Here is a 22,511-nt window from a genome sequence, read left to right as displayed (position 1 = left end):
ATCCCTCCGGGAACAAATAGCGGTGGATGGCGTTATTGATACTGGTGCGCCGTGCGGAGTGACCACCGCCCCACCACAACCTGCCTGATCGCTTCGACTCCGTACGGAGGAGGTGTCCTCATGCCCAGAACCGCCGTGGCGACCCCACCCGCGACTCTCGACCAGCTCATTGAACGAGGGCGAGCCCAGGGTCACCTTTCTCTGGCGGAGCTGCGCGACGCGTTCGCCGAGGCCGGCATCAGCCCCTCTGAAGGCCGCACGATTCTGCGCGAGCTCTCGGAGGCCGGTGTGAGCCTGGCTGCCGAGAACGAGCCGTCGCTGGCCAAGACCGCCGCCAGGAAGACCACCCAGAAGACCGCGAACCAGAGCGCCCCCAAGCCGAGGAAGGCTTCCGGGGCAAAGGCTACCGGCCGCACGGCCGCCGAGGCAAAAAGCCCGGTGGACGGCAAGCCGGAGCACGAGGAGGACGTGGCCCCCGACGACCTCGAACTCACGGCCGAGGACGCCGAGATCGAGACCGAGGCCATGGACCTGGACGACAACCAGTCCGTGATGGGCGACTCGGTGCACACGTACCTGAAGTCGATCGGCCGCCGTACCCTGCTCACCGCCGCCCAGGAGGTCGAGCTGGCCCGCCGGATCGAGGCCGGCCTGTACGCCGAGTACAAGCTGGAGACCCACCCCGACGTGCCGCCGTCCGTGCGCGACGACCTGCACCTGGTCATCGAGGACGGCCGGCAGGCCAAGGACCACATGCTGGAGGCCAACCTGCGCCTGGTGGTCTCGGTGGCCAAGAAGTACACCGACCGCGGCATGTCCCTGCTGGACGTCGTCCAGGAGGGCAACCTGGGGCTGATCAGGGCCGTGGAGAAGTTCGACTACACCAAGGGCTTCAAGTTCTCCACCTACGCCATGTGGTGGATCCGGCAGGCCATCCAGCGCGGCTTCGCCGACTCCGCCCGGACGATCCGGCTGCCCGTCCACGTGCTGGAGATGCTCTCCAAGCTGTCGCGGGTCGAGCGGGACATGCACCAGAGGCTGGGCCGCGAGCCCACGCCCGAGGAGCTGGCCGTCGAGCTGGACAAGACGCCGGACCAGATCGAGGAGCTGCTGCGCACCAGCCGCCAGCCGATCTCGCTCAACGCGACCATCGGCGAGGACGGCGAGACCACGATCGGCGACCTCATCGAGGACGTCGACTCGCCGGAGGCGTCGGAGATCGTCGACCGCCAGCTGCTGGGCGACCAGCTGCGCGGCGTGCTCGACAACCTCTCGCCGCGCGAGGCGAAGATCATGGCCCTGCGGTTCGGCCTGGTGGACGGCAAGCCGCACACCCTGGACGAGATCGGCAAGCACCTCGGCCTGACCCGCGAGCGCATCCGCCAGCTGGAGAAGGAGTCGCTGTCGAAGCTGCGCCACCCGAGCAACACCCGCCCGCTGCTCGACTGGGCCAGCTGACCCGCACCGCCCCGGCCGTCGCCGTCAGGACCTGACCGCGACGGCCCAGGAACGCGACCCCCGGCCGTCAGGACCTGACGGTCACGGGCCTGGAACACACGAAGAGCCCCGGCGCGCACGGCGCCGGGGCTTTCGTGTGCCTCCGGTCAGACGGTGGCGGGCACCGGCCGGGGCACGCGCGGGATGCCCCACATGCGGTTCTCCTCGCGCAGCGTGCGCAGCCGGTCGACCTCGGCCGTCCACATGGCCCCGCGGGGGGTGGCCTTGGCCTTGCGGCGCGCGATGCGGTCGTCGTACGAGCGCACGCCGAACGTGGCCCGCTGCCCGGCCTCGGCGGCCCGCAGCGCCTCGGTCAGCGCGACGTCGAACGCCCGGCCCGCCGCCAGCAGCTCGATCTCGTCGGCCGCGGCCGCACGCAGGTCGCGCACGATCTGCTCGGCCTGCCTGGCCTTGTCAAGCAGCTGCGGGAAGCCCTTGGAGATCTCCTGGTCCGCGTGGTAGCGAACCTCGGCCTCCCGGCTCACCCGCGGACGGAAAAACGCCATCGACCCTGCCCTTCACGCAGTCTTTGCTGTTCAACCCACAAGGGTACGCCGTCCGACACCGCCCCCGAACACCGGGCGACGGACGGGGCCGCCCAGTAAGATGATCACCATGCCCGCAAAGAGACCTCCCGTCCCACTCTCCCGCGAGCGCATCATCGAGGCCGCACTCCACATCGCCGACAGCCAGGGGCTGCGCCGGCTCACCATGCGCCGGCTGGGCGACGCCCTGGAGGTGGAGGCCATGGCCATCTACCACCACCTGCCCCGCGGCAAGGAGGCGCTGATGGACGCGCTGGCCGAGCACGTCACGTCCGTGCACGTGGAGCAGGCGGCCACCTGGCAGGAGACGGCCAGGGCGTGGTGCCGGGCGGGCCGGGAGCTGCTGCGCGAGCATCCGGGCGTGCTCGCGCTGGCCCTGACCAAGCCGCCCAAGGGCGCCACCGCCGTCGCCATCAGGGAGCAGACCGAGCAGCTCGCCGACGGCGGCCTGAACGACGCCCCCGAGGCCGTGCGCGCGCTGCGGGCGTTCGTGTTCGGCAGCGTGGCGGTCGAAGTCCAGCAATCCGGATGGGCTGACCCGGAAGTCGATGAATGGGTCAGGCGGGACGAAAGGGCGGATGTGGACTTCGAAAGAGGACTCGACGCTTTGCTCAAGGGGTTGCAAACGTAGTGCGCGTGTCGCGCTTGGCCCGTTATCCTGCATAAGGCACGCTGTGTCGAAGGTCACACGACCGGGGGATCCTCCTGTAACAGTCCGAACGGGCTATGTCGGACCGTGTGACACACGTCGCACACTTGCCAGAACAACAAACCCGAGCCGCTCCCGTCCCTCTCCCGGGAGCACCCACGAGATATCGGAGGCACGCCGATGTGCCCGCACGACCCGGCCTGTCCGTCTGCCGAGGCGCCGGACCGCGAGGCAGCACGCACCCTCGCATGCCACCCCGAGCAGGGGTGGAGCCTTCTCTGCAACGGCGTCGTCCTGTTCGAGGACACCGGGGAGCTGCTGCCCAGCGGCACCGTCATCGCGCCGCACCGGCCCGACCCCCTGGTGGGCGCCGCCTGACGGCGGCGTAGCCGCCGATCCACCGGGCCACGACCTCGCCCACCCGGGCGGGGTCCCGCTTCAGGTCGTGGCCCTCGCCCGGCAGCACGACCAGCCGGGCGCAGTCCGCGGGATCCGGCACTCCGAACGGATCCCGGTCCCCGTTGACCACCAGCACGTCGACCCCGGCCCCGCGCAGCTCCTCGGCCCTGGAACGCTCCGGCCTGCCGGGCGGGTGCAGCGGGAAGGCCAGCGCCACCACCGCCGCCGCGCCCACCGCCGAGGCCGTACGGCAGGCCACCCGGGCGCCGTTGCTCCGGCCGCCCTGCACCAGCGGCAGCCCCGGCCACCCGGCGCGCAGCTCGCCCAGCACCGCCTCCCACGCCTCGTCCTGCCGGGCGGCCGAGCCCGGCGCCCGCGCCCCCGCGACCCGGAACGCCTGCGACACCCTGGCCACGGTCGCCCCCACCCCGAGCGCGGCGTCACGGACGGCCAGCAGGTCGGGCGCGTCCACTCCCCCGGCCGAGCCGTGGGTCAGCACCAGCAGCAGCCGGGGCTCGGCCGCCTCGTCGACCTGCACCAGCGCCGGCCCCCGCGGAGTCATGATCTCCATGGCAGCACCGTACCTGGGGAGGATCCGCCATTGGCTCCCAGGTCTGATGACGGCGCGCCGGACAGCCGGGATGATGGCTTGCATGCCAGAGATGCGCCCCATCCGGGATGACCTGCAGGCCACTCTCGACGCCCGCCGCGACCTCGGCCCCGACTACGAGGCCGCGCTCGTCGAGTCCTTCGTCGAACGGCTCGACGCCACCATCGCCGCCCGCGTCCAGGCGGAGCTGAGCGGCCACGGCCTTCCCCCGGCCAAGCCCAGGCAGCGGCAGAACAACGGCGCGGCGATGATCCCCGTCGCGCTGGGCTCGATGGGCCTCGGCATCCCGCTGACCGCCATCGCGTCCGGCAATTCGGGGCTGGTCGGCCTGACGATCACGTGGCTGGCGATCGTCGCGATCAACGTGGCCGCCGCCGTGGCCATCATGCGCCGCGGCTGAGCCGCCGCACGGCACTCAGGTGTCGCGGTGGAAGCGCAGCCGGACCTCGGCGGCCATGGTCTGGTCCTCGTGTTCGAGGCCGTAGGTCCACACCTGGCCGGCGTCCTCGGTGCGGCCGCGCAGCGGCAGCGTGCGCGCCAGCAGCTCGATGGCCAGCGCGCCCGTCTGGGGGTCGGCCCCGCTCTCGACGGCCTCGGCGAACTCGGCGCAGGCCAGTTCCAGGTGCGCGATGCCGAGCAGCACCCGCAGCCCCGGCAGCTCCCGCGCCGGGGCGAACTCCAGCGCGTCCAGCAGCAGCCCGGCGGCCTCCCCCGGGTCGCCGTACTCCAGCAGCGTCTCGGCGAGCTGGCGGGCCGCGTGCGCGGCGGCCTCGGCGTCGCCTGAGTCAAGGCTCGCGTCGAGGGCGGAGCGCAGCTCCTTGCCGGCCTCCTGCGGGCTGCCGGCCAGCCGGGCCAGCGCGAGGTGCGCCAGCGGGACGTAGGCCGGCGTGCCGACGCCGAGCACCGCCTGCCAGGCGGCCCTGGCCTGGTCGTCGCGGCCCTCGCGCTCGAAACCCTGGGCCAGGTGGCAGGCGGCCTGGGCGGCGTACTCGGGATGGCCGGTGGCCAGCGCGGTGCGGGCCGCGGCGCGGGCGGCCTCGGTGTCGCCGCGCTCGTCGAGCACCACGGCCAGCCCCACGGCCGCCTGGGCCCGGTCGGGGCTGTCGGGGTCGGCGACCAGCTCGGTCAGGATCGCCGCCGCACCCTCCAGGTCGCCGCCCTCGGCCAGGCGGCGGGCGGTGTCGAGAGGCGGGGTCTCCAGCTCTGAGAACGTCAAGAGAGCTCCTTCAGGCGACGGATCGCACCGAGCCTAACGGCTCGTCGCGATCATGTCTGCTCACTTGACGGTGCAGGACTGGGCCAGATCCGGCGCGGGCCCCCGGGCGGGGACCCGCGTGGGCGGATCAGTCCTCGTACGCCTCCAGCGGCGGGCAGGAGCACACCAGGTTGCGGTCGCCGTACGCCTGGTCGATGCGGCGCACCGGCACCCAGTACTTGCCCTCGCGCAGCGAGGCCACCGGGTAGGCCGCCTCGGTCCGCGAGTACGGGTGGGCCCACTCGTCGGCGGTGACCGACTCGGCCGTGTGCGGCGCGTTGCGCAGCGGGTTGTCGGTCTTGTCGTAGTCGCCGGAGGCCACCTTGGCGATCTCGCCGCGGATGGCGATCATGGCGTCCACGAACCGGTCGAGCTCGTCCAGGTCCTCGCTCTCGGTCGGCTCGATCATCAGCGTCCCGGCCACCGGGAACGACATGGTCGGCGCGTGGAAGCCGTAGTCGATCAGGCGCTTGGCCACGTCGTCGACGGTGACGCCGGTCTCCTTGGTGATCTGGCGCAGGTCCACGATGCACTCGTGGGCCACCAGGCCGCCGCGGCCGGTGTAGAGCACCGGGTAGTGCGGGGCCAGCCGCCGGGCCAGGTAGTTGGCCGACAGGATGGCCTGCTCGGTGGCCGCCGTGAGGCCCTCGGAGCCCATCATCCGCACGTACGCCCACGAGATCGGCAGGATGCCCGCCGAGCCGTACGGGGCGGCCGAGACCGGACCGACCGGGCCGCCGTCGCGCAGCGGGTGGCCGGGCAGATAGGCCGCCAGGTGGCCGCGGACCGCGACCGGGCCGACGCCGGGGCCGCCGCCGCCGTGCGGGATGCAGAACGTCTTGTGCAGGTTGAGGTGGGACACGTCGGCGCCGAACTCGCCCGGCTTGGCCAGGCCCACCAGGGCGTTGAGGTTGGCGCCGTCGACGTAGACCTGGCCGCCGGCCTCGTGCACCTTGGCGCAGACCTCGGTGATCGACTCCTCGTACACGCCGTGCGTGGACGGGTACGTCACCATGATCGCGGCGAGCTTGTCGCGGTGCTTGGCGATCTTGGCGTCGAGGTCGGCCAGGTCGATGTTGCCGTCGTTGTCGCAGGCCACGACGACGACCCGCATGCCCGCCATGACGGCGCTGGCCGCGTTCGTGCCGTGGGCCGAGGACGGGATCAGGCACACGTCCCGCTCGGTGTCGCCGTTGGCCTGGTGGTAGGCGCGGATGGCCAGCAGGCCGGCGAACTCGCCCTGGGAGCCGGCGTTCGGCTGGATGGAGACCGCGTCGTAGCCGGTCACCTCGGCCAGCCAGCCCTCCAGCGTACCGATGAGCTCCCGGTAGCCCTCGGTCTGGGCCTCCGGCGCGTACGGGTGCACGCCGGCGAACTCCGGCCAGGTGATCGGCTCCATCTCGGTGGTCGCGTTCAGCTTCATCGTGCACGAGCCGAGCGGGATCATCGAACGGTCGAGCGCGATGTCCTTGTCCTGGAGCCTGCGCAGGTAGCGCAGCATCGCGGTCTCGGAGCGGTGGCTGTGGAAGACCGGGTGGGTCAGGTAGTCCGACTCGCGCAGCAGTTCGGCCGGCAGCGCGTCGGCCTCCAGCGCCACCTCCTCGCGCTCGACGCCGAAGGCGGCCCACACCTTGACCAGCTCGGCGGCGCCGGTCTTCTCGTCGCAGGCGATCGAGACGTGGTCGTCGCCGGCCTGCCACAGGTTGACGCCCCGCTCGGCGGCGGCGGCCACCACCTCGGCGGCCCTGCCGGGCACCCGGACGAGCACGGTGTCGAAGAACTCGCCGTGCACGACCTCCAGGCCGGCCTCGCGCAGCCCGCCGGCCAGCGCGACGGCGTGCCGGTGCACGCGGTGCGCGATCCGGCGCAGGCCCTCGGGGCCGTGGTAGACGGCGTACATGCCGGCGATCACGGCCAGCAGGACCTGGGCGGTGCAGATGTTGCTGGTGGCCTTCTCGCGGCGGATGTGCTGCTCGCGGGTCTGCAGGGCCAGCCGGTAGGCGGGGTCGCCGTCGACGTCGACCGACACGCCGACCAGCCGGCCGGGCATCTGCCGCTGCAGGCCCTCGCGTACGGACATGTAGGCCGCGTGCGGCCCGCCGAACCCGAAGGAGACGCCGAAGCGCTGGGAGGAGCCGACGGCGATGTCGGCGCCCAGCTCGCCGGGGGCGGCCACCAGCGTGAGGGCCAGCAGGTCGGCGGCGGCCACGACGAGCGCGCCGGCCTCGTGCGCCCTGGCGGCCACGTCGCGGAAGTCGCGCAGGCGGCCCGAGGCGCCCGGGTACTGGACGAGCACGCCGAAGCACTCGGGCAGCTCGCCGTCGAGGTCGTGCTCGACCAGCGTGATGCCGAGCGGCTCGGCGCGGGTGGCCAGCACGGCCTTGGTCTGGGGCAGCGTGTCGGCGTCGACCACGAACACGTCGCTCTTGGACCTGCCGGCCCGGCGGGCCAGCGTCATGGCCTCGGCCGCGGCGGTGGCCTCGTCCAGCAGGGAGGCGCCGGCGACGTCGAGGCCGGTCAGGTCGGAGACGACCGTCTGGAAGTTCAGCAGCGCCTCCAGGCGGCCCTGCGAGATCTCCGGCTGGTACGGCGTGTAGGCGGTGTACCAGCCCGGGTTCTCCAGCAGGTTGCGCCGGATGACGGCGGGCGTGACGGTGTCGTAGTAGCCCAGGCCGATCATGGAGGTCAGCACCCGGTTGCGGGAGGCCAGCTCGCGCAGCTCGGCGATGGCCTCGGTCTCGCTCGCGGCGGCCGGCAGCTTGAGCCGGTCCTTGACCCTGATGGCCTCGGGCACGGCCACGGCCACCAGATCGCCGACGGACTCGAAGCCCACGGCCTCGAGCATGCGCTGCTGCTCGGACTCCGATGGGCCGATGTGCCTGGACGAGAACGGCGGAGCGGACAGGTCGGTCATGGAGGTTGCCTCCCGAGGCTTGGAGACCGGCGCCAGGGCGCGGGCGAGTGCCGGATCTCCCCCTCTGTCATCGCGACGTCATCGCGACCTGAGAGCTTCACCCCACCGTGGGGCTTGCACCGTCGGTGAGGTGCGCCTGGCGGGCGCACCTGCTTTCCAGAGTTGCCTCACCCGAGCGGTACGGGATGCCTGAGAGATTCCGGGGAGGGTTGCTCCTTCGGCGCCCCAGGACCGCAGCCCAGGGACTCTCCCGCACGGGGTCATCAGCCTTACTCTGTCCTAGATTACTACGGTGTGTTCAGCGGTTCAGCTCACCCCGTGCGGCGTGCGCGACGCCGCTTGGCGAGCTCGTCAGCGGGATGGTCGGCCGGGACGGTGTCCTCGACCGCCGCCCGTTCCCCCGGCAGCTCCGCGAGGGAGCCCTCGACCTCTCGCCAGACCCGGCCGAGCGCGATGCCGAACACGCCCTGGCCGCCCTGGAGGAGATCGATCACCTCGTCGGCCGAGGTGCACTCGTAGACGCTGACACCGTCGCTCATGAGCGTGATCTGCGCGAGGTCGGCGACCCCGCGGTCACGCAGATGCTGCACCGCGGTGCGGATCTGCTGCAACGACACCCCGGTGTCGAGCAGCCGCTTGACGACCTTGAGCACCAGGATGTCGCGGAAGCTGTAGAGCCGCTGCGAGCCCGAGCCGTGCGCGGCTCTTATCGTGGGCTCGACCAGGCCCGTGCGCGCCCAGTAGTCGAGCTGCCTGTAGGTGATGCCGGCTGCCGAGCAGGCTGTGGGCCCGCGGTATCCGATGTCGTCGGGCACCGTCGCGGGCTGCTCGTCGAAGAGCAGTCCCTGCTCTCCGGCACGCTGCCGCGCGCTCTCGCGCCGCACCGGATCTTCCTGGCCGGCCGTCTTTCCCTCGCCGCTGCTGACCGCCACGCGGACCTCCGGCTTTCTCTCATCCCATGGCCTGATCTGGGGGTTCGTAAAGGGCGACCACGGGTTTCACTTGCACCGTAGGACCGTGACCATGCTCAGTCAACGATCCGGCTCGGCGCGTCGTGAAGCGTAAATGCACTGAAATACCTACCCCGCCCTGCCGAAGTCCTCGGGAGTGATCGTGTCAAGGAACTCCCTGAACTTCTCCACCTCGTCCTCCTGGTCGTCAGGGATGATCACGCCGGCCTCCTGGACCACCTCTTCGCTGGCGAAGATGCGCGCGCCGGTGCGCAGCGCCAGGGCGATCGAGTCGGAGGGGCGGGCGCTGACCTCCACGCCGTTGGAGAACACCAGGTCGGCGAAGAAGATGCCGTCACGCAGGGCCACGATGTTGACCGCGCGCAGCCCGACGCCGAGCGCGCTCAGCACGTCCCTGAACAGGTCGTGGGTGAGCGGCCGGGGCGGCGGCTCCTCGGCCTGCGCCAGGGCGATCGCGGTCGCCTCGGTCATGCCGATCCAGATCGGAAGGAACCGTTCCCCGTGTGCCTCCTTGAGCAAGACGATCGGCTGGTTTGTGGGCATCTCAACTCGAACGCCCACGACCTCCATCTGCAACACGGGCTGCTCCGTATTCGGCCGGCCGGTCGCCCGGCACAGCTGTTGACTGGGTCGTTTCTGCTACACGCTTATGCATTTCAACGTAACACCCGGCAGGCCTGGAATGTGCCCCGGCCTTCCAGCTCTGTGCCCTCAGCGGCCCAGGACAGACCTGACGCCGAGGCGCACCAGGGAGGCGTGCAGGTCGAGCAGGAGCGTGGACAACTCCCTGGCGGCCTCGTCGGCCTCGCCGATGGCGCCGGGCGCGCGCCGCTTGAGAATGGGCGCGACGGTCTGCTCGACCAGCCCGCACTCCCGCTCGGCGGCGGCCTTGATCGCGCGCAGGTGGCGGGCGTGCAGGCCGAAGCGGGCCAGGGCGCCGACGCTGCGCGCGATCTTCAGCGCCTCCTCGTCGTAGCGCCTGGCCACGGGGGCCAGCAGGCCGTAGTCCTCCAGCTCGGCGAGGGTCTCCTCGTCGATGCCGGCCGCCTCCAGCAGCTGGGCCCGGTCGTAGCGGATCTCCTGGGCCTGCTGCACCGCGCGCGGACGGCCGAAGCTCTCGGCCATCTTGTCCTTGATCACCCGCAGCGGCAGGTAGTGGTCGCGCTGCTCGGTCAGGATGAAACGCAACTGCTCGACGTGGAGATGGGTGAACTTGCGGTAGCCCGAGGGGCTGCGCTCGGGCTCGATCAGCCCCTCACCCTCCAAGAAGCGGATCTTGGACACGGTGACGTCGGGGAACTCGCCCTGCAGCAGGGCGAGCACCTCCCCGATGCTCATGTGCGAGCGTGCCGCCTGTGAGCTCATGCGCCGGCGTTGACCCTCATCAGGAAGACGAGGCGGAACTTGCCGATCTGCACCTCGTCTCCGGAGTGCAGGGGAACCTCCTCGATGCGCTCCCGGTTGACGTAGGTGCCGTTGAGGCTGCCCACGTCGCGTACGGAGAACTGGCCGCCGCGGTGGCGGTAGAACTCGACGTGGCGACGGGAGACGGTGATGTCGTCGAGGAAGATGTCGCTCTCCGGGTGGCGCCCGGTCGTGGTGAGGTCTTTGTCCAGCCGGAACCGGCTGCCCTGGTTGGGCCCCCTGGTGACCGTGAGCAACGCCGTGCCGGGCGGGAGCTGTTCGACCAGCGCCCGTTCGGCCAGGAGCATGTCGCCTGTCTCAGCCTCGTACGCCTCGATTCCCGCGACCGAGATCGTCGACGTGGTGTCCCCGGAGACCTCGGGTCTGGTCAGCGGTGACCCACAGCGGGAACAGAAACGGGCATCCTCGGGGTTGGCGTGCCCGCACTGCGTGCAGTAGACGCTCGGCATCGATCGGCTCGGCCTCCTACCGCGAAGACGCGGCGACGGTGCTGGGGACGCGCCTGCCTTCGCTCTTCAAGTTTGCGAATGCCGCAACTTACGCTGATCAGCGGCAAAGGTCAAGGCGGGGCGCTGGACTGCGGTTCGGACGCTGACAAAGTTACCGCCGCCCCCACCCCGTGGTCCATGCCGCCGCGCGTTTCTACATTACGATCTTGCGGCACTCCGCGCGCACATCTCGGGCGAAGGCTTTTCCGCTACTCTACGTGATCAGACGGCCGCCTGCTCGACCACGCGGGCCCACCGTTCGAGCAGTGCCTGCGCGCCGTCCATGTCGGGGGCCTCGGCCCACAGGTCGGTGACCGGCTCGGCGGCGGCGGGCAGGATCAGCACCCACGACCCGTCGTCGCGGGCGACCCGCACGCCGTCGGTGGTGTCCACGCGCCAGCCGTCGGGCTCGGCCTCGGCGGCCTCGATGACCGAGCGCATCACCGCGCCCTTGGCCGCCCACTGGGTCGGGACGCTCCGCCGCAGCAGCTTGACCTCGGGGATCCTGGCGTCGATCTGGCTGAGCGACAGCCGGGTGCGGGCCACCAGGCCCAGCAGGCGCATGAACGCGGCCAGGCCGTCGATGGCCGGGCTGAACTCCGGCACGACGAACCCGCCGCGCCCGTCGGCCGCGAAGATCATGTCGGGGCCCTGGGCGGCGGAGGTCAGGGCGTCGAGCGCGGTCGAGGTCCACTGCACCTGCACGCCGTGGAAGCGGCAGACCTGCTCGGCGACCCGCGTGGTGGTGACCGGCAGGGCCACCCGGCCGCCCCGGCGCTCGGCCGCCACCAGGTCCAGCACGACCAGCAGGGCGCGTTCCTCGCTGATGAGCTGGCCGGTCTCGTCCACCAGGGCGATGCGTTCGCCGACCGGGTCGAAGCGCACGCCGAAGGCCGCCCGCGAGGAGCTGACCAGCTCCGACAGCCGTTGCAGGTCGCGGCGGCGCTCGGCCAGCGTCTCGGTGGGCGAGACGTCGTCCAGCCGGGCGTTGACGGTGAGCACCTCGACGCCGGCGCGGCTGAGCAGCGTGGGCATCACCAGGGACGAGGTGCCGCCGGCGCAGTCGACCACGACCTTCATGTCCTTGACGCCGGTGACGCCGATGGCCCGCATCAGCTCGTGCGTGTAGCCCTCGACGGCCCTGGCCGGGTAGTGCAGCTCGGCGATCTCGCCGGGGAAGGCCCGCCGGTACTCCTGGCGGGAGAAGACCCGCTCCAGCTTGCGCTGGGCGGCCGGGGGCAGGTCGGCGCCGCGGTCGTCCATGATGACGATGTCGACGCTCTGCGGGTCGCCGGGCGTGGTGCGCAGGGCGATGCCGCCGGCGGCCGACTCGCGGGCGGTGTGGAAGCGGGCCACCGGCAGCGGCGCGGCCTCCAGGTCCAGGACGTTGATCGCGGCGGCGGTCAGGGCGCCGATGACGGCCCGCTTGAGCGCCCTGGCGGCCAGGGAGCAGTCGCGGGAGGTGACGACGTAGGCGCCCTTGCGCAGGGTGGTGGCGTACGCGCCGGCCAGCCGGACGCACAGCTCGGCGGTGATCTCGACGTTGACCAGGCCGCTGACCCCGCGCGGGCCGAACAGGTTGCGCTGGCCGCGCGACTCCCAGATGACGCTGGTGTTGACGACCGCGCCGGCCTCGATGGTCTTGAACGGGTAGACCTTGACGCCGCTGGAGACGTACGCCTCGGCCTCGATGACGCACTCGTCGCCGATGACGGCGTTCTCCTCGACCCGGGCGCCGCCCATGACGTCGGTGCTCTTGCCGATGACGCAGCCGCGCAGATGGGCGCCGGGACCGACGTAGACGTTGTCGTGGACGACCGCGCGGTGCAGGAAGGCACCCTCGCGCACGACCGCGTTGTTGCCGAGCACGGTGTACTCGCGCAGTTCGGCGCCCGCCTCCACCTTGGCGTAGTCGCCGATCAGCAGCGGGCCCTTCAGGACGGCGTCGGGGTCGACCGTGGCCGAGTCGGCCACCCAGACGCCCGGGGAGAGCTCGAAGCCGCCGATGTCGAGGCGGACCCGGCCGGACAGCGCGTCGGCCTGGGCCTTGAGGTAGCTGGCGTGGGTGCCGACGTCCTCCCAGTAGCCGCCCGCGACGTAGCCGTAGATGGGGGCGCCGCGTTCCAGGAGGGCGGGGAAGACGTCGGAGGACCAGTCGACCGGTTCGCCGTCGGCCACGGCGTCGAGGATCTCGGGCTCCATGACGTAGATGCCGGTGTTGACGGTGTCGGAGAAGACCTGGCCCCAGGTGGGCTTCTCCAGGAAGCGCTGAACGCGTCCGTTCTCGTCGAGGATGATGATCCCGAATTCGAGCGGGTTGGGAACGCGTTTCAGGCCGATGGTGACAAGAGCCGAATTTTCGCGATGAAAACGGATCATGTCGGATAAGTCGATATCTGTGAGGGCGTCGCCGGAGATGACCAGGAAGCGGTCGTCGCGCAGGCGGGCGGCGGCGTTCTTGACGCTGCCCGCGGTGCCGAGCGGCAGGTCCTCGGTGGCGTACTGGAGGTTCATGCCCAGCTCGTCGCCGTCGCCGAAGTAGTTGCGCACGAGGGCGGCCAGGAACTGCAGGGTGACCACCGTCTCGGTGATGCCGTGCCGTTTGAGCAGGCGCAGGACGTGTTCCATGATCGGGCGGTTGGCCACCGGGAGCAGAGGTTTGGGCTGGTTGGCGGTCATCGGACGCAGCCGAGTCCCCTCCCCGCCCGCCATGACGACCGCCTTCACCCGATCACTCCTTCGTGGTCGCGGTTACGAGTTGGCGCACCTGCACCACATACAGGATCCCTGCCCACCAATACAGGCCGGTGCCCCAGATCGCGAAGGCCCACCCGGCAATTCGCGCTATATCGGCATACCACCCGGTGTGGGAGGCGAGGAAGAGCAGCGGGAAGGCGTACATGAGGTTGAACATGGCAGCCTTGCCCAGGAAATGCACCTGAAGTGCCTTATATCCGTGTTTGCGAAGTACGGGGAACGAACAGGCGACGAAGAGCTCCCTCGCCACGATGACGGCCACCAGCCACCACGGGATGACCTCGCGCAGCAGCAACGCCAGGATCGTGGCGAAGACGTACAGCTTGTCGGCGGCCGGGTCGATCACCCGGCCGAGCTTGCTGGTCTGGTTGAACGCGCGAGCGATCTTGCCGTCGAGCCAGTCGGTGAACCCGGCCACGATGAGGATGGCGATGGCCCACCCGTCCGCCCTGGGCCCCAGGACCAACCAGAGGAACACGGGCACGCCGAGCAGGCGCAGGAAGCTCAGCAGGTTGGGAACCGTCCAGATCCGGTCCTCGGCGGAAGTTTCGCTCACGCAGAGACCCTACTGCGTGGAACTCCGGCACAGACGCCCCACCAGGGACCATTCCCCGCTCGCACGCCCCCGCACGGACGCGGGGCCGACGGGGGTTGATGGCGTTTCGCGGCATGTGGAGGCGGGAAAAGGCTGGATGATCGATCCCCCCGCGCTGCCAGCCTGCCTTGGGGGGATCGGATGTGGCCCTGGGAGTCCGGCGTGCTGCGGGACGCGCCGGAGATCGCCTTGTTCCTCTGCCTGGCCCTCGGGTTCGCCCTGGGCAGGCTCAGGTTCCGCGGGGTGGCACTCGGCGGCGCGGCCGGGACGCTGGCCGCCGCCCTCGCCGTCGGGCTGCTGACCGGCGGCGTCGAGGTCCACCAGCAGGTGCGGGTGATCGCGTTCTCGATCTTCGCCTTCACCCTCGGCTACACCCTCGGGCCCGCCTTCTTCGCCGCGTTCTCCGGGCGCAACCTGCGGTACCTGTGGTTCACGGTCGTCGAGGTCGTCGGGGCGCTGGCGGTCGCCGCGCTGGTCGCGGACGCGCTCGGGCTCGACCCTGGCACCACCGCCGGGCTGGTCGCCGGGGCGGCGGCCGGGCCGGTGGCCTTGGGCACGGCGGCCGACGCCCTGCATGCCGCCGGGATCGCGCAGCAGGCGCTCGGGCCCGCGTACGTCCTGTCCTACCTCCTCGCCCTGGTCACCGTCGCGCTGCTGACCGTGCGCGCCGCGCCCGCGGCGCTCCGGTTCGACCCCCGGGAGGAGGCCGCGGCGCTGTGGCGGCGGCTGGACGGCGCGGAGGAGACGCCGCCGCCGGCGGTGCTGGGCCGGGCCCACCAGGTCACCACCGGCGAGGGCAGGACGGTCGGGCAGGCGGAGATCGCCATGGGCACCCGGGTCTCGGTGGAGCGGCTGCGCAGGAACGGCCGCCCGATCCCGTTCGGCCCCGACACGCTGCTGCAGCGGGACGACGAGGTCGTGGTGGTCGGCGTGCGGCAGGACGTCGTCAACGCCGGCGCGGTGGTCGGGCCCGAGGTGCCGGGCGGACGGGAGCTCGACCTGGACGTGGAGGTGGCCGACGTCATGCTCGGGGGCCGGCCGCCGGCGACCGTGCGCGACCTGCGCGCCGGGCTGTCCGGCCAGGGGGTGCAGGACCTGCACGTGTGCGAGGTGCGGCGGGTGGGGTGCCGGTTGCCGGTCCGGCCCGGCACGCAGCTGTGCGCCGGTGACGTGGTGCGGGTGACCGGGCTGAAGCGGGACGTGGACCGGGCGGCGTCCTGGCTCGGGGCGCGGGCGGACGCCGGGCGGCGGGCCGACGTCGTCTACCTGGCCGCCGGGCTCGTGGTGGGGCTGGTGGCGGGCCTGGCGGGCGGCCTGACGGCGTCGCTCGGCTGCCTGGCGGCCGGGCTGGTGTTCGGCCGGGCGCGGGCGGGACGGGCCAGTTTCGGGCAGTACGACGCGGGCGCCGCGCGGGTGGTGGGCGAGGTGGCGCTCGGTGTGTTCGTGGCGGCGCTCGGGCTGTCGGCCGGGCCCGCGGCGGTGGAACTGGTGGCGCGGCACGCCTGGCAGGTGGCCCTGGGCGCGGTCGCCACGGCCGCCGTGCCGGTGGTGATCTCGCTGGCCATGGGGGCCAAGCTGATGATGTCGCCGCCGCCGCTGGTGCTGGGGGCGGTGACCGGGCAGCACGGCCTGACGACCGTCCTGGGCGGGGTGCGCGCGATGTCGGGGAACGGGACGCCGCTGCTGGCGTACACGGTGGTGCACGCGTTGTCGGGAGCCGTGCTGGCCCTGCTGGGCCCCGCCGCGGTGGCCCTGGCCCGCTGGGTGGGCGCCTGAGCGCCACCGGCTCTTCGGGGCGGTCAGGTGCGCAGGAAGGCGTGGGTGTGGCCCACCGGCTCGAAGCCGAGGCGGGCGTAGAACTCGCGCGGCCAGTCGGCGGCGTCGGCGACCAGGAACGTCAGCTCGGCACCGGCCGTGGCGGCCAGCAGCGTGGTCAGCAGGGCGCGGGCGAAGCCCTGGCCGCGGTGGCGCTCCAGGGTGTAGACGTTCTCGATCTGGGCGACGCCTTCGTGCACGTAGAGGTCGGCGTGGGCGGCGATCTGCCCGCCGGGGGCGCGTACGGCGTGGAACTCGACCCGGTCCGCGCCGGACGCGCGGGCCGCGGCGCGGGCGGCGAGCCCGTCGACCACGCCCTGCGACGCCTGCGGCAGCGAGGCGCGCCACTCCTCGCGCAGCACGGGCAGCAGCTCCTCCAACGCGAGCCGCTCGGTGGCGGCGGACGCGGCGGGGCGGGGGCCGCGGAAGGCCATGACGACGTTCGTCTCGTGGCCGTAGCCGGCGGCGGCGAAGGCGGGCCGGAACTCCTGGCCCAGCCGGTCGTCGTCGACGCACACCAGCCGGTGGCCGAGCCCGGCGAGCCGCTCCTCGGCGGCCGCGAGCACCGGGCCCGGGCGGCCGTTCCACACCACGAGCTTGTTGTCGTCGTGCGACATCGGGTAGCGCTCGTCGAGCACCGCGAACCCGCCGGGGACCGGCGCGACGACGGGCGCCTTGCGGCGGGCGAAGCCGTGCACGAAGGAAAGGGCCCGCGCCAGCTCGTCAGCCACCGCGCGCGGCCCGCAGGAAGGCCCTGATCAGGGCGGAGTCCTTGACGCCCGGCGCGGTCTCGACGCCGCTGGACACGTCGACCCCCCACGCGCCGGCGGCCTCGGCGGCCTGCGCCACGTTGGCCGGGTCGAGCCCGCCGGCCAGCATCCACCGGCCGGACGGGCGGCCGCGCACCGCCGCCCAGTCCCAGGGCTCCCCCGAGCCGGGACGCGGGGCGTCGACGATGAGCAGGTCTTCGTCGAAGGCGCCGCACCGCAGGTCGGCGGCGGCGTCGACGGCCCGCACGAGCGGCCGGCCGAGGTCCTTCAGCGTGGTGAAGTCGGCGTGGGGGTGGTGGCCGTGCAGCTGCACGGCGCGCACGCCCGAGGCCAGCGCGGCGGCCCGGACCTCCTCGGGGGTCTCGCCCCGGAAGACGCCCACGGTGAGCACGTGGGCCGGGATCGGCGCGGCCAGCTCGGCCGCCCGCTCGGGCGTGACCCTGCGCGGGCTCCGGGTGAGCACGAACCCGATGGCGTCGGCGCCCGCCTCGACGGCGGCCTCGACGTGCTCGGGCTCGCTCAACCCGCAGATCTTCACATACACACCTCAGACCTTAGCGGCGCCGCGACGCCGACGGCGACCACGACCAGATCAGCAGCGCGCCGATGAGGCCGAACAGCAGCACCCCGTTGGGCAGGTGGGCGCCCAGCCAGAGCCAGGTGACGTGCTGGAGGCCGCCCACGACGAACAGCGCGACGCTGGCCCACACCGGCCAGCCGGCGCCGCGTCCTGGCCGCCAGACCAGGATCGCCAGCACGATCTGCACGAGCGCCACCAGGTGGACGACCATGCCCGCCATGACGTGCGTCTCGGCCACCGGGCCGCCGCCCGCCGACACGGCCTGCCCGGCGAACGAGGCGGCCACCAGCAGCGCGGCCGCCTGGGCGATGATGGCGACGCGCAGGCTGTAGAGCAGCCCGGCCGACACCTGCCGGGTCGTGCCGGGACGCGGCATGACCTGTGTCTCCCCCATGATGTGGATCCTTTCTGCGAACGAAGGACCCACATCGTGTCGAGGACGGCCGCCTGCGGTCGTCAGCCTGCGGGATGACCTCCCGGTCCCCCACGTGGCGGACGGACCGGGCGGAAGGCGGCGTCCACGAGACCGGAGCGGTGGGCGACCACGGCGGCCTGGATGCGGTTGCGCAGGCCGAGCTTGTCCATGGCGGCGGCGATGTGCGTCTTGACGGTGGTGACGCCGACGTGCAGCTCCTCGGCGATCTCGGCGTTGGACAGGCCGGTGCCGACCAGGGCGAGCACCTCCAGCTCCCGCTCGGTCAGCCCGGACGGCGGCGGCACGGCGGCCTGCTCCTCGGCGGCCAGGAACCGTTCCACGACCCGGCGCAGCACCGAGGGGGCCAGCAGCTGCTCCCCCGCGGCGGCCCTGCGCACGGCGTCGACCATGCGTTCCGGCTCGTCGTCCTTGACCAGGAAGCCGACGGCGCCGGCGCGCAGGGCGGCGTGCACGTCGGCGTCCTCGGCGAAGGTGGTGAGCACGACCACGCGGGCCGCCGGGCGGGCCGCCAGCACCCGCCGGGTCGCCTCCAGGCCGTCCACGCGGGGCATGCGCAGGTCCATGAGGATGACGTCGGGCACGTGGCGTTCGGCCAGGCGGACGGCCTCGGCGCCGTCCTCGGCCTCGCCGACGACCTCCATGTCCCCTGCGGCCTGCAGCAGCATGCGCACGCCCGCGCGGACCAGCGCCTGGTCGTCGGCCACCAGGACGCGGATCACGCGGCGCTCCTGGCGGGCAGGCTGGCCAGCAGCAGCCAGCCGCCGTCGCCGTCGGGGCCGGCGCTGAGGGTACCCCCGAGGGCGCGCACCCGTTCGCGCATGCCGGCCAGGCCGCGGCCGGAGGAGGGCAGCCGCTCGATGACGGTGGGCGGGCGGCCGTTGCGGATCTCGATGGACAACCCCTCCTGCGCGGGGGCCACGGTGACGCGGACCCGGGTGCCGGGTCCGGCGTGTTTGAGCACGTTGGTGAGACCTTCCTGGACGATGCGCGCGGCGGAGGCGCGGGCGATGAGCGGGGCGCGGTCGCTGGCCGGATCGAGGTCGAGGTCGACGACGAGGCCGGCGGCGGCCATGCGTTCGGCGGACTCGCGGACCACGTCGGCCGGGTTGGCCAGCAGGTCGGGGCCGCGGTCGGGGTCGCGCAGCAGGTCGAGCAGGTCGCGCAGGTCCTGCAGCACCTGGTGGCCGGTCTCGCGGATGTCGGACAGCGCGTCGGCGACCGGCCCGTCGGGCGCGGTGTAGCGGGCGGCGCTGGCGCGCAGCACCATGGCGCCGACGTGGTGGGCCACGATGTCGTGCACGTCGCGGGCGATGCGCTCGCGCTCGGCGAGCTGGTCGGCGCGCACCTGGGCGACCGCGAGCCGGGCCGACTCCTCGGCGCGCAGGCGTTCGGCGGCGGCGGCGGCCTGCCGCATGCCGAGGTAGCGGCCGATCGCGATGGGCGTGGCCACCAGCGTCATCAGCACGCCGACGCGCAGCGGGGTGATCTCGGTGCCGTCGCCGACGACGGCGATGGCGGTCAGCAGGCAGCCGGTGAGGTACGCGGCCCCCGTCCAGGCCCAGGAGGCGACGCGCATGGAGAACACGCCGATCGCGATGAGCGTGAGGATCAGGCAGGTGTTGACGACGTCGTTGAGATAGGTGTCGGCGGCGATCAGCAGCACGCCCTGCAGCAGCAGGACCAGGCCGGGCAGGCGCCGGGCGACGCCGAGCGACAGCCCGCCGACCACGGCCAGCAGGCCGATCACCCACACGGGCAGGGCGCCGCTGTGCCAGGAGGTCCAGGTGCTGAGCACGGTGATGGCCACGCCGCCGGCGGCCAGCAGCGCGTCGGGCGTGACGTCGCGCTCCTCCAGCCGCTCGGCCGAGCTGCGCAGGTAGGCCCCGAGCACGGTGGGGAAGACGGGCAGCAGCACCGAGTACATCCAGGTGTTGCCGGTCATCGCGATGCCGGGGTCGGCGATGTTGACCGCCGTGGCCAGGACGGTGGCGCCCACGCCGGCCATGGCGGGCCGCCACGGGACGCGGAAGCCGACCACGCCGAGCGCGACGCAGATGAGGATCTGCGCGGTGTTGGAGGTGTAGGAGCCGAGCTGGTCGCTGAGCACGAGGAAGACGGCCAGGTAGAGGGTGACGGCCAGCGGCCACCGCCGTACGAGCCCCATGGGCAGGCCCACCAGGAGGGCCATGGGGATGTTCATCGCCGCCGGCAGGTACGCGGTGTCGCCCGCGTGGGCCGTCGTCAACAGATCCAGCCCCACGCCTGATGCCGCGAGCAGGACATCGAGCGGCACACCACGCCAACGCATGGCCTCACGCTATCCACCCTCGGCCGATACCTGATCCTCCGCGCGGAGGACCCCGTCTCCTCCTAGTGGCCGCAGGTTCGTCCAGAGGAGGGAGCGCACAGGGTGATCTTCCCGATACGTTCGGGGCCATGTCCAACGACACCGCAATGTTCCTCGGCCAGTTCCTGCGCGCCCCCGCCGTGATCGGCGCCGTCGCCCCGAGTTCGCGCCGGCTGGCCGCGGCCGTCTGCGCGCCGGTCCCGGAGCGCGGCGAGCCGACCGTGGTGGAGCTCGGGCCGGGCACGGGCCCGTTCACGGCGGAGATCCAGCAGCGGCTGGCCGGGCGCGGCCACCACCTGGCCGTCGAGGTGAACGAGCGGCTCGCGGTGCTGCTCGCGGCGCGTTTCCCCGCCGTGGACGTGGCCCACGCGGACGCGGCGCGTCTGGGCGAGCTGCTGGCCGGGCGCGGGCTGAGCCACGCCGACGTCGTGGTGAGCGGCCTGCCGTGGGCGGCCTTCCCCACGGGGCTGCAGCACGAGCTGCTGGACGCGGTGACGTCGGTGATGAGCCCCGGCGCGGCCTTCACCACCTTCTCCTACATCCACGCCATCCCGCTCAGCTCGGCCCGGCGGTTCCGGGCGCTGCTGGCCGAGCGGTTCGAGGAGGTCGTGCCCGGACGCACGGTGTGGCGCAACACGCCGCCGGCCTTCGTCTTCCACGCCCGCAGACCTCGACCCTGAACAGAACGAACTTCTACGATGGCGTGATGGATTTCACCCTTCCCGAGAGCGCCCAGGCCGTCCAGCGCGGCGTCGCCGAGATCTGCGCCCGCTACGACCTCGACTACTGGCAGCGGTGCGAGAGCGACAAGCGCTGGCCGGAGGAGGTCTGGGCCGACCTGGCCAAGGGCGGCTGGCTGGGCCTGGCCGTGCCGGAGGAGTACGGCGGGGGCGGGCAGGGGCTGCTGGAGCTGGCGGTGGCCACCGAGACGCTGGCCAGCTCGGGCGCGGCGGGCGGCTCGGCCTTCACGTACGTGCTCACCCCCGGCTTCGGCGCGCTCACCCTGGCCCGGCACGGCACCGCCGAGCAGCGGGCCGAGCTGCTGCCCCGGCTGGCCACGGGCGAGGTCGAGACGTGCTTCGCCCTGACCGAGCCGGACGCCGGCTCCAACTCGCTGGCGATCACCACCTCGGCCCGCCGCGACGGCGGCGACTACGTGCTCAACGGCCAGAAGATCTGGATCACCGGCGTGCAGCGCGCCACCTGGATGCTGCTGGTGACCAGGACGGTCCCGGCGGCCGAGGCCAGGCCGCGCACCCACGGGCTGACCGTGTTCCTGGTGAACGTGCCCGAGGCGGTCGCCGCCGGGCAGCTGTCCTTCCGGCCGATCCCCAAGATGGGCGCGAACACCACGCCGTCCAACATGGTGTTCGTCGACGACCTGCGGGTGCCCGCCACGAGCGTGGTCGGCGAGGTGGACGGCGGCGCGGCCGTGCTGTGGGACATCCTCAACCCCGAGCGGGTGCTGCTGGCCGCCTCCGCGCTGGGCGGCGCCGAGGTGGCGCTGCGGGTGGCGGTCGGCTACGCCAAGGAGCGCGAGGTGTTCGGCCGCCCGATCGGCGCCAACCAGGCCATCGCGTTCCCGCTGGCGCAGGTCAAGGCCAAGATCGAGCTGGCGCGGCTGATGCTCTACAAGGCGGCCTGGTCCTTCGACCGGCGCCTGCCGTGCGGCACCGAGGCCAACGTCGCCAAGCTGACCGCCTCCCAGGCCGCGTGGGAGGCGGCCGACGCCGCGTTCCAGACGCACGGCGGCATGGCGTACTCGCTGGAGTACCCGGTGGCCAGGCTGCTGGCCGACGCCCGTATCGGAAGGGTGGCACCCGTGACGGAGGAGCTTCTGCTCAACTACCTCGCGACACAGGTGCTCGGGTTGCCCCGGAGTTTCTGACGGCCCTCAGGCCCTGCCCGTCGCCTTGCGGATCACGTCACGGGCCCTGTCCATGATCGCGGCGGGCGGGCCCGCCAGCAGGTTCTTCGGCGCGGTCTCGACGCCGGCGTGCGGGTGCGTGGGCGCGAGCGCCTCGGCGGCCTTGACGCCGATCGCCATCGCGTGCAGCTCCTTCGCACCGGCGGCCTGCCTCAGCCGGGGGAACTCCTCGCGTTCCTCGGCCTCGGCGTGCTCGACGACGGCCTTGCGCAGCGTGGCCAGGTTGGCCGCGAACTGCGGGTCGTCGACGCCCGCCCGCTCCATCTGGGTGAGCATGTCCTTGGCCGCGTTCTCCTCGGCCAGGCGCTCGTCCACCAGGTCGTCGCCGTCGTCGACGTGGCGGCGCGCGTACGGGTGGACGATCTCCTCCTCTGCTGTCTCGTGGACGGCCAGCAGGCGCACCAGCCTCTGGAAAGCCGCTGCTTTGTCCTCGGGGGCAGCGTTCTCGACCTCCGTGAACTGGCTCTTGATCTGCTCGTGCTGGCGCACCAGCAGGTCGACCACATCGTTGTCCGTCATGAGGGTGCGCCT

Annotated in this window: 23 protein-coding genes and 1 riboswitch; of the genes, 7 read left to right on the top strand and 16 right to left on the bottom strand. The window is 72.5% G+C overall.

The genetic code is table 11. The features are described 5' to 3' along the window. Positions 1-120: 120 nt before the first annotated feature. Positions 121-1,458 carry an RNA polymerase sigma factor gene (locus tag ACIBK9_RS09445; RefSeq protein WP_397156591.1) on the top strand — a complete coding sequence of 446 codons (1,338 nt, stop codon included), beginning with the start codon at positions 121-123 and terminating at the stop codon, positions 1,456-1,458. 146 nt (positions 1,459-1,604) lie between these two features. Here the strand turns inward: ACIBK9_RS09445 and ACIBK9_RS09440 are convergent, their stop codons facing one another. After that, positions 1,605-2,003, bottom strand: a complete 399-nt coding sequence (locus ACIBK9_RS09440) for a hypothetical protein (protein ID WP_364337329.1) — start codon at positions 2,001-2,003, stop codon at positions 1,605-1,607. Positions 2,004-2,112: 109 nt separating this feature from the next. Between ACIBK9_RS09440 and ACIBK9_RS09435 the strand changes: the two genes are divergently transcribed. Both ACIBK9_RS09435 and ACIBK9_RS09430 read left to right on the top strand, forming a co-directional pair. Beyond that, positions 2,113-2,673 carry a TetR/AcrR family transcriptional regulator C-terminal domain-containing protein gene (locus tag ACIBK9_RS09435; RefSeq protein ID WP_358286538.1) on the top strand — a complete coding sequence of 187 codons (561 nt, stop codon included), beginning with the start codon at positions 2,113-2,115 and terminating at the stop codon, positions 2,671-2,673. Positions 2,674-2,871: 198 nt separating this feature from the next. Beyond that, positions 2,872-3,069, top strand: coding sequence for a DUF5999 family protein (locus ACIBK9_RS09430; protein ID WP_125637444.1), 198 nt, complete (start codon positions 2,872-2,874; stop codon positions 3,067-3,069). Here the strand turns inward: ACIBK9_RS09430 and ACIBK9_RS09425 are convergent. Further along, positions 3,026-3,661 carry an alpha/beta family hydrolase gene (locus tag ACIBK9_RS09425; protein ID WP_397156588.1) on the bottom strand — a complete coding sequence of 212 codons (636 nt, stop codon included), beginning with the start codon at positions 3,659-3,661 and terminating at the stop codon, positions 3,026-3,028. The genes ACIBK9_RS09430 and ACIBK9_RS09425 overlap by 44 nt on opposite strands. 82 nt (positions 3,662-3,743) lie before the next feature. Here ACIBK9_RS09425 and ACIBK9_RS09420 point away from each other — a divergent pair, with 82 nt between their 5' ends. After that, a complete protein-coding gene (locus tag ACIBK9_RS09420) occupies positions 3,744-4,100 on the top strand; it encodes a hypothetical protein (protein ID WP_358286534.1) in 357 nt (118 codons plus the stop codon). A 15-nt stretch (positions 4,101-4,115) separates the two neighbouring features. On the opposite strand, the gene ACIBK9_RS09415 is transcribed toward ACIBK9_RS09420, so the two are convergent. From ACIBK9_RS09415 to ACIBK9_RS09380, 8 genes are all read right to left on the bottom strand, one after another. Continuing rightward, positions 4,116-4,916, bottom strand: a complete 801-nt coding sequence (locus ACIBK9_RS09415) for a hypothetical protein (protein WP_364337333.1) — start codon at positions 4,914-4,916, stop codon at positions 4,116-4,118. 127 nt (positions 4,917-5,043) lie between these two features. Next, entirely contained in the window at positions 5,044-7,869 is a 2,826-nt protein-coding gene (gene gcvP, locus ACIBK9_RS09410) for an aminomethyl-transferring glycine dehydrogenase (protein WP_397156585.1), read from the bottom strand. Positions 7,870-8,035: 166 nt separating this feature from the next. After that, positions 8,036-8,132, bottom strand: a riboswitch (glycine riboswitch). Positions 8,133-8,180: 48 nt separating this feature from the next. Next, a complete protein-coding gene (locus ACIBK9_RS09405) occupies positions 8,181-8,801 on the bottom strand; it encodes a MerR family transcriptional regulator (protein WP_352325612.1) in 621 nt (206 codons plus the stop codon). 147 nt (positions 8,802-8,948) lie between these two features. Next, on the bottom strand, positions 8,949-9,419 hold the full coding sequence (locus ACIBK9_RS09400; RefSeq protein WP_090771501.1) for a bifunctional nuclease family protein: 471 nt from the start codon (positions 9,417-9,419) through the stop codon (positions 8,949-8,951). A gap of 132 nt (positions 9,420-9,551) precedes the next feature. After that, on the bottom strand, positions 9,552-10,178 hold the full coding sequence (locus ACIBK9_RS09395; protein ID WP_397156583.1) for a MerR family transcriptional regulator: 627 nt from the start codon (positions 10,176-10,178) through the stop codon (positions 9,552-9,554). A 23-nt stretch (positions 10,179-10,201) separates the two neighbouring features. Further along, positions 10,202-10,714, bottom strand: a complete 513-nt coding sequence (locus ACIBK9_RS09390) for an FHA domain-containing protein (RefSeq protein ID WP_352325615.1) — start codon at positions 10,712-10,714, stop codon at positions 10,202-10,204. 261 nt (positions 10,715-10,975) lie between these two features. Further along, positions 10,976-13,480, bottom strand: coding sequence for a sugar phosphate nucleotidyltransferase (locus tag ACIBK9_RS09385; protein WP_397156582.1), 2,505 nt, complete (start codon positions 13,478-13,480; stop codon positions 10,976-10,978). A 4-nt stretch (positions 13,481-13,484) separates the two neighbouring features. Next, positions 13,485-14,066: a CDP-alcohol phosphatidyltransferase family protein gene (locus tag ACIBK9_RS09380; protein WP_352350843.1), complete on the bottom strand. Its 582-nt coding sequence runs from the start codon at positions 14,064-14,066 to the stop codon at positions 13,485-13,487. A 180-nt stretch (positions 14,067-14,246) separates the two neighbouring features. On the opposite strand from ACIBK9_RS09380, the gene ACIBK9_RS09375 reads away from it, so the two are divergent. After that, complete coding sequence (locus ACIBK9_RS09375) at positions 14,247-15,881, top strand: hypothetical protein (protein WP_397156581.1); 1,635 nt, start codon at positions 14,247-14,249, stop codon at positions 15,879-15,881. 23 nt (positions 15,882-15,904) lie between these two features. Here ACIBK9_RS09375 and ACIBK9_RS09370 read toward each other — a convergent pair whose 3' ends face one another. From ACIBK9_RS09370 to ACIBK9_RS09350, 5 genes are all read right to left on the bottom strand, one after another. Then, entirely contained in the window at positions 15,905-16,651 is a 747-nt protein-coding gene (locus tag ACIBK9_RS09370) for a GNAT family N-acetyltransferase (protein ID WP_397156579.1), read from the bottom strand. Continuing rightward, the gene (locus ACIBK9_RS09365; RefSeq protein WP_397156577.1) at positions 16,644-17,234 is read right to left on the bottom strand and encodes a phosphoribosylanthranilate isomerase; all 591 of its coding nucleotides are present in this window, start codon (positions 17,232-17,234) and stop codon (positions 16,644-16,646) included. Before ACIBK9_RS09365 ends, ACIBK9_RS09370 begins: the two co-directional genes overlap by 8 nt. A 10-nt stretch (positions 17,235-17,244) precedes the next feature. Beyond that, positions 17,245-17,664: a hypothetical protein gene (locus ACIBK9_RS09360; protein WP_357975597.1), complete on the bottom strand. Its 420-nt coding sequence runs from the start codon at positions 17,662-17,664 to the stop codon at positions 17,245-17,247. A gap of 62 nt (positions 17,665-17,726) precedes the next feature. Beyond that, a complete protein-coding gene (locus ACIBK9_RS09355; protein WP_358286516.1) occupies positions 17,727-18,425 on the bottom strand; it encodes a response regulator transcription factor in 699 nt (232 codons plus the stop codon). Beyond that, positions 18,422-20,014, bottom strand: a complete 1,593-nt coding sequence (locus ACIBK9_RS09350) for a sensor histidine kinase (RefSeq protein WP_397156575.1) — start codon at positions 20,012-20,014, stop codon at positions 18,422-18,424. The genes ACIBK9_RS09355 and ACIBK9_RS09350 overlap by 4 nt, the downstream gene beginning before the upstream one ends. Positions 20,015-20,142: 128 nt before the next feature. Between ACIBK9_RS09350 and ACIBK9_RS09345 the strand changes: the two genes are divergently transcribed. Next, positions 20,143-20,733 (top strand): SAM-dependent methyltransferase, encoded by a 591-nt coding sequence (locus ACIBK9_RS09345; protein WP_358286512.1) that lies wholly within the window; start codon positions 20,143-20,145, stop codon positions 20,731-20,733. A 26-nt stretch (positions 20,734-20,759) separates the two neighbouring features. Beyond that, positions 20,760-21,941, top strand: a complete 1,182-nt coding sequence (locus ACIBK9_RS09340) for an acyl-CoA dehydrogenase family protein (protein ID WP_358286510.1) — start codon at positions 20,760-20,762, stop codon at positions 21,939-21,941. A 6-nt stretch (positions 21,942-21,947) separates the two neighbouring features. On the opposite strand, the gene ACIBK9_RS09335 is transcribed toward ACIBK9_RS09340, so the two are convergent. Next, entirely contained in the window at positions 21,948-22,499 is a 552-nt protein-coding gene (locus ACIBK9_RS09335) for a hemerythrin domain-containing protein (protein ID WP_397156572.1), read from the bottom strand. Positions 22,500-22,511: the final 12 nt, after the last annotated feature.

It is taken from the genome of Nonomuraea sp. NPDC050227 (assembly GCF_044459705.1).
Lineage (GTDB): Bacteria > Actinomycetota > Actinomycetes > Streptosporangiales > Streptosporangiaceae > Nonomuraea.
The sequence above is the reverse complement of the archived record's forward strand: the minus strand, read 5'-3'. Positions and strand labels throughout refer to the sequence as shown.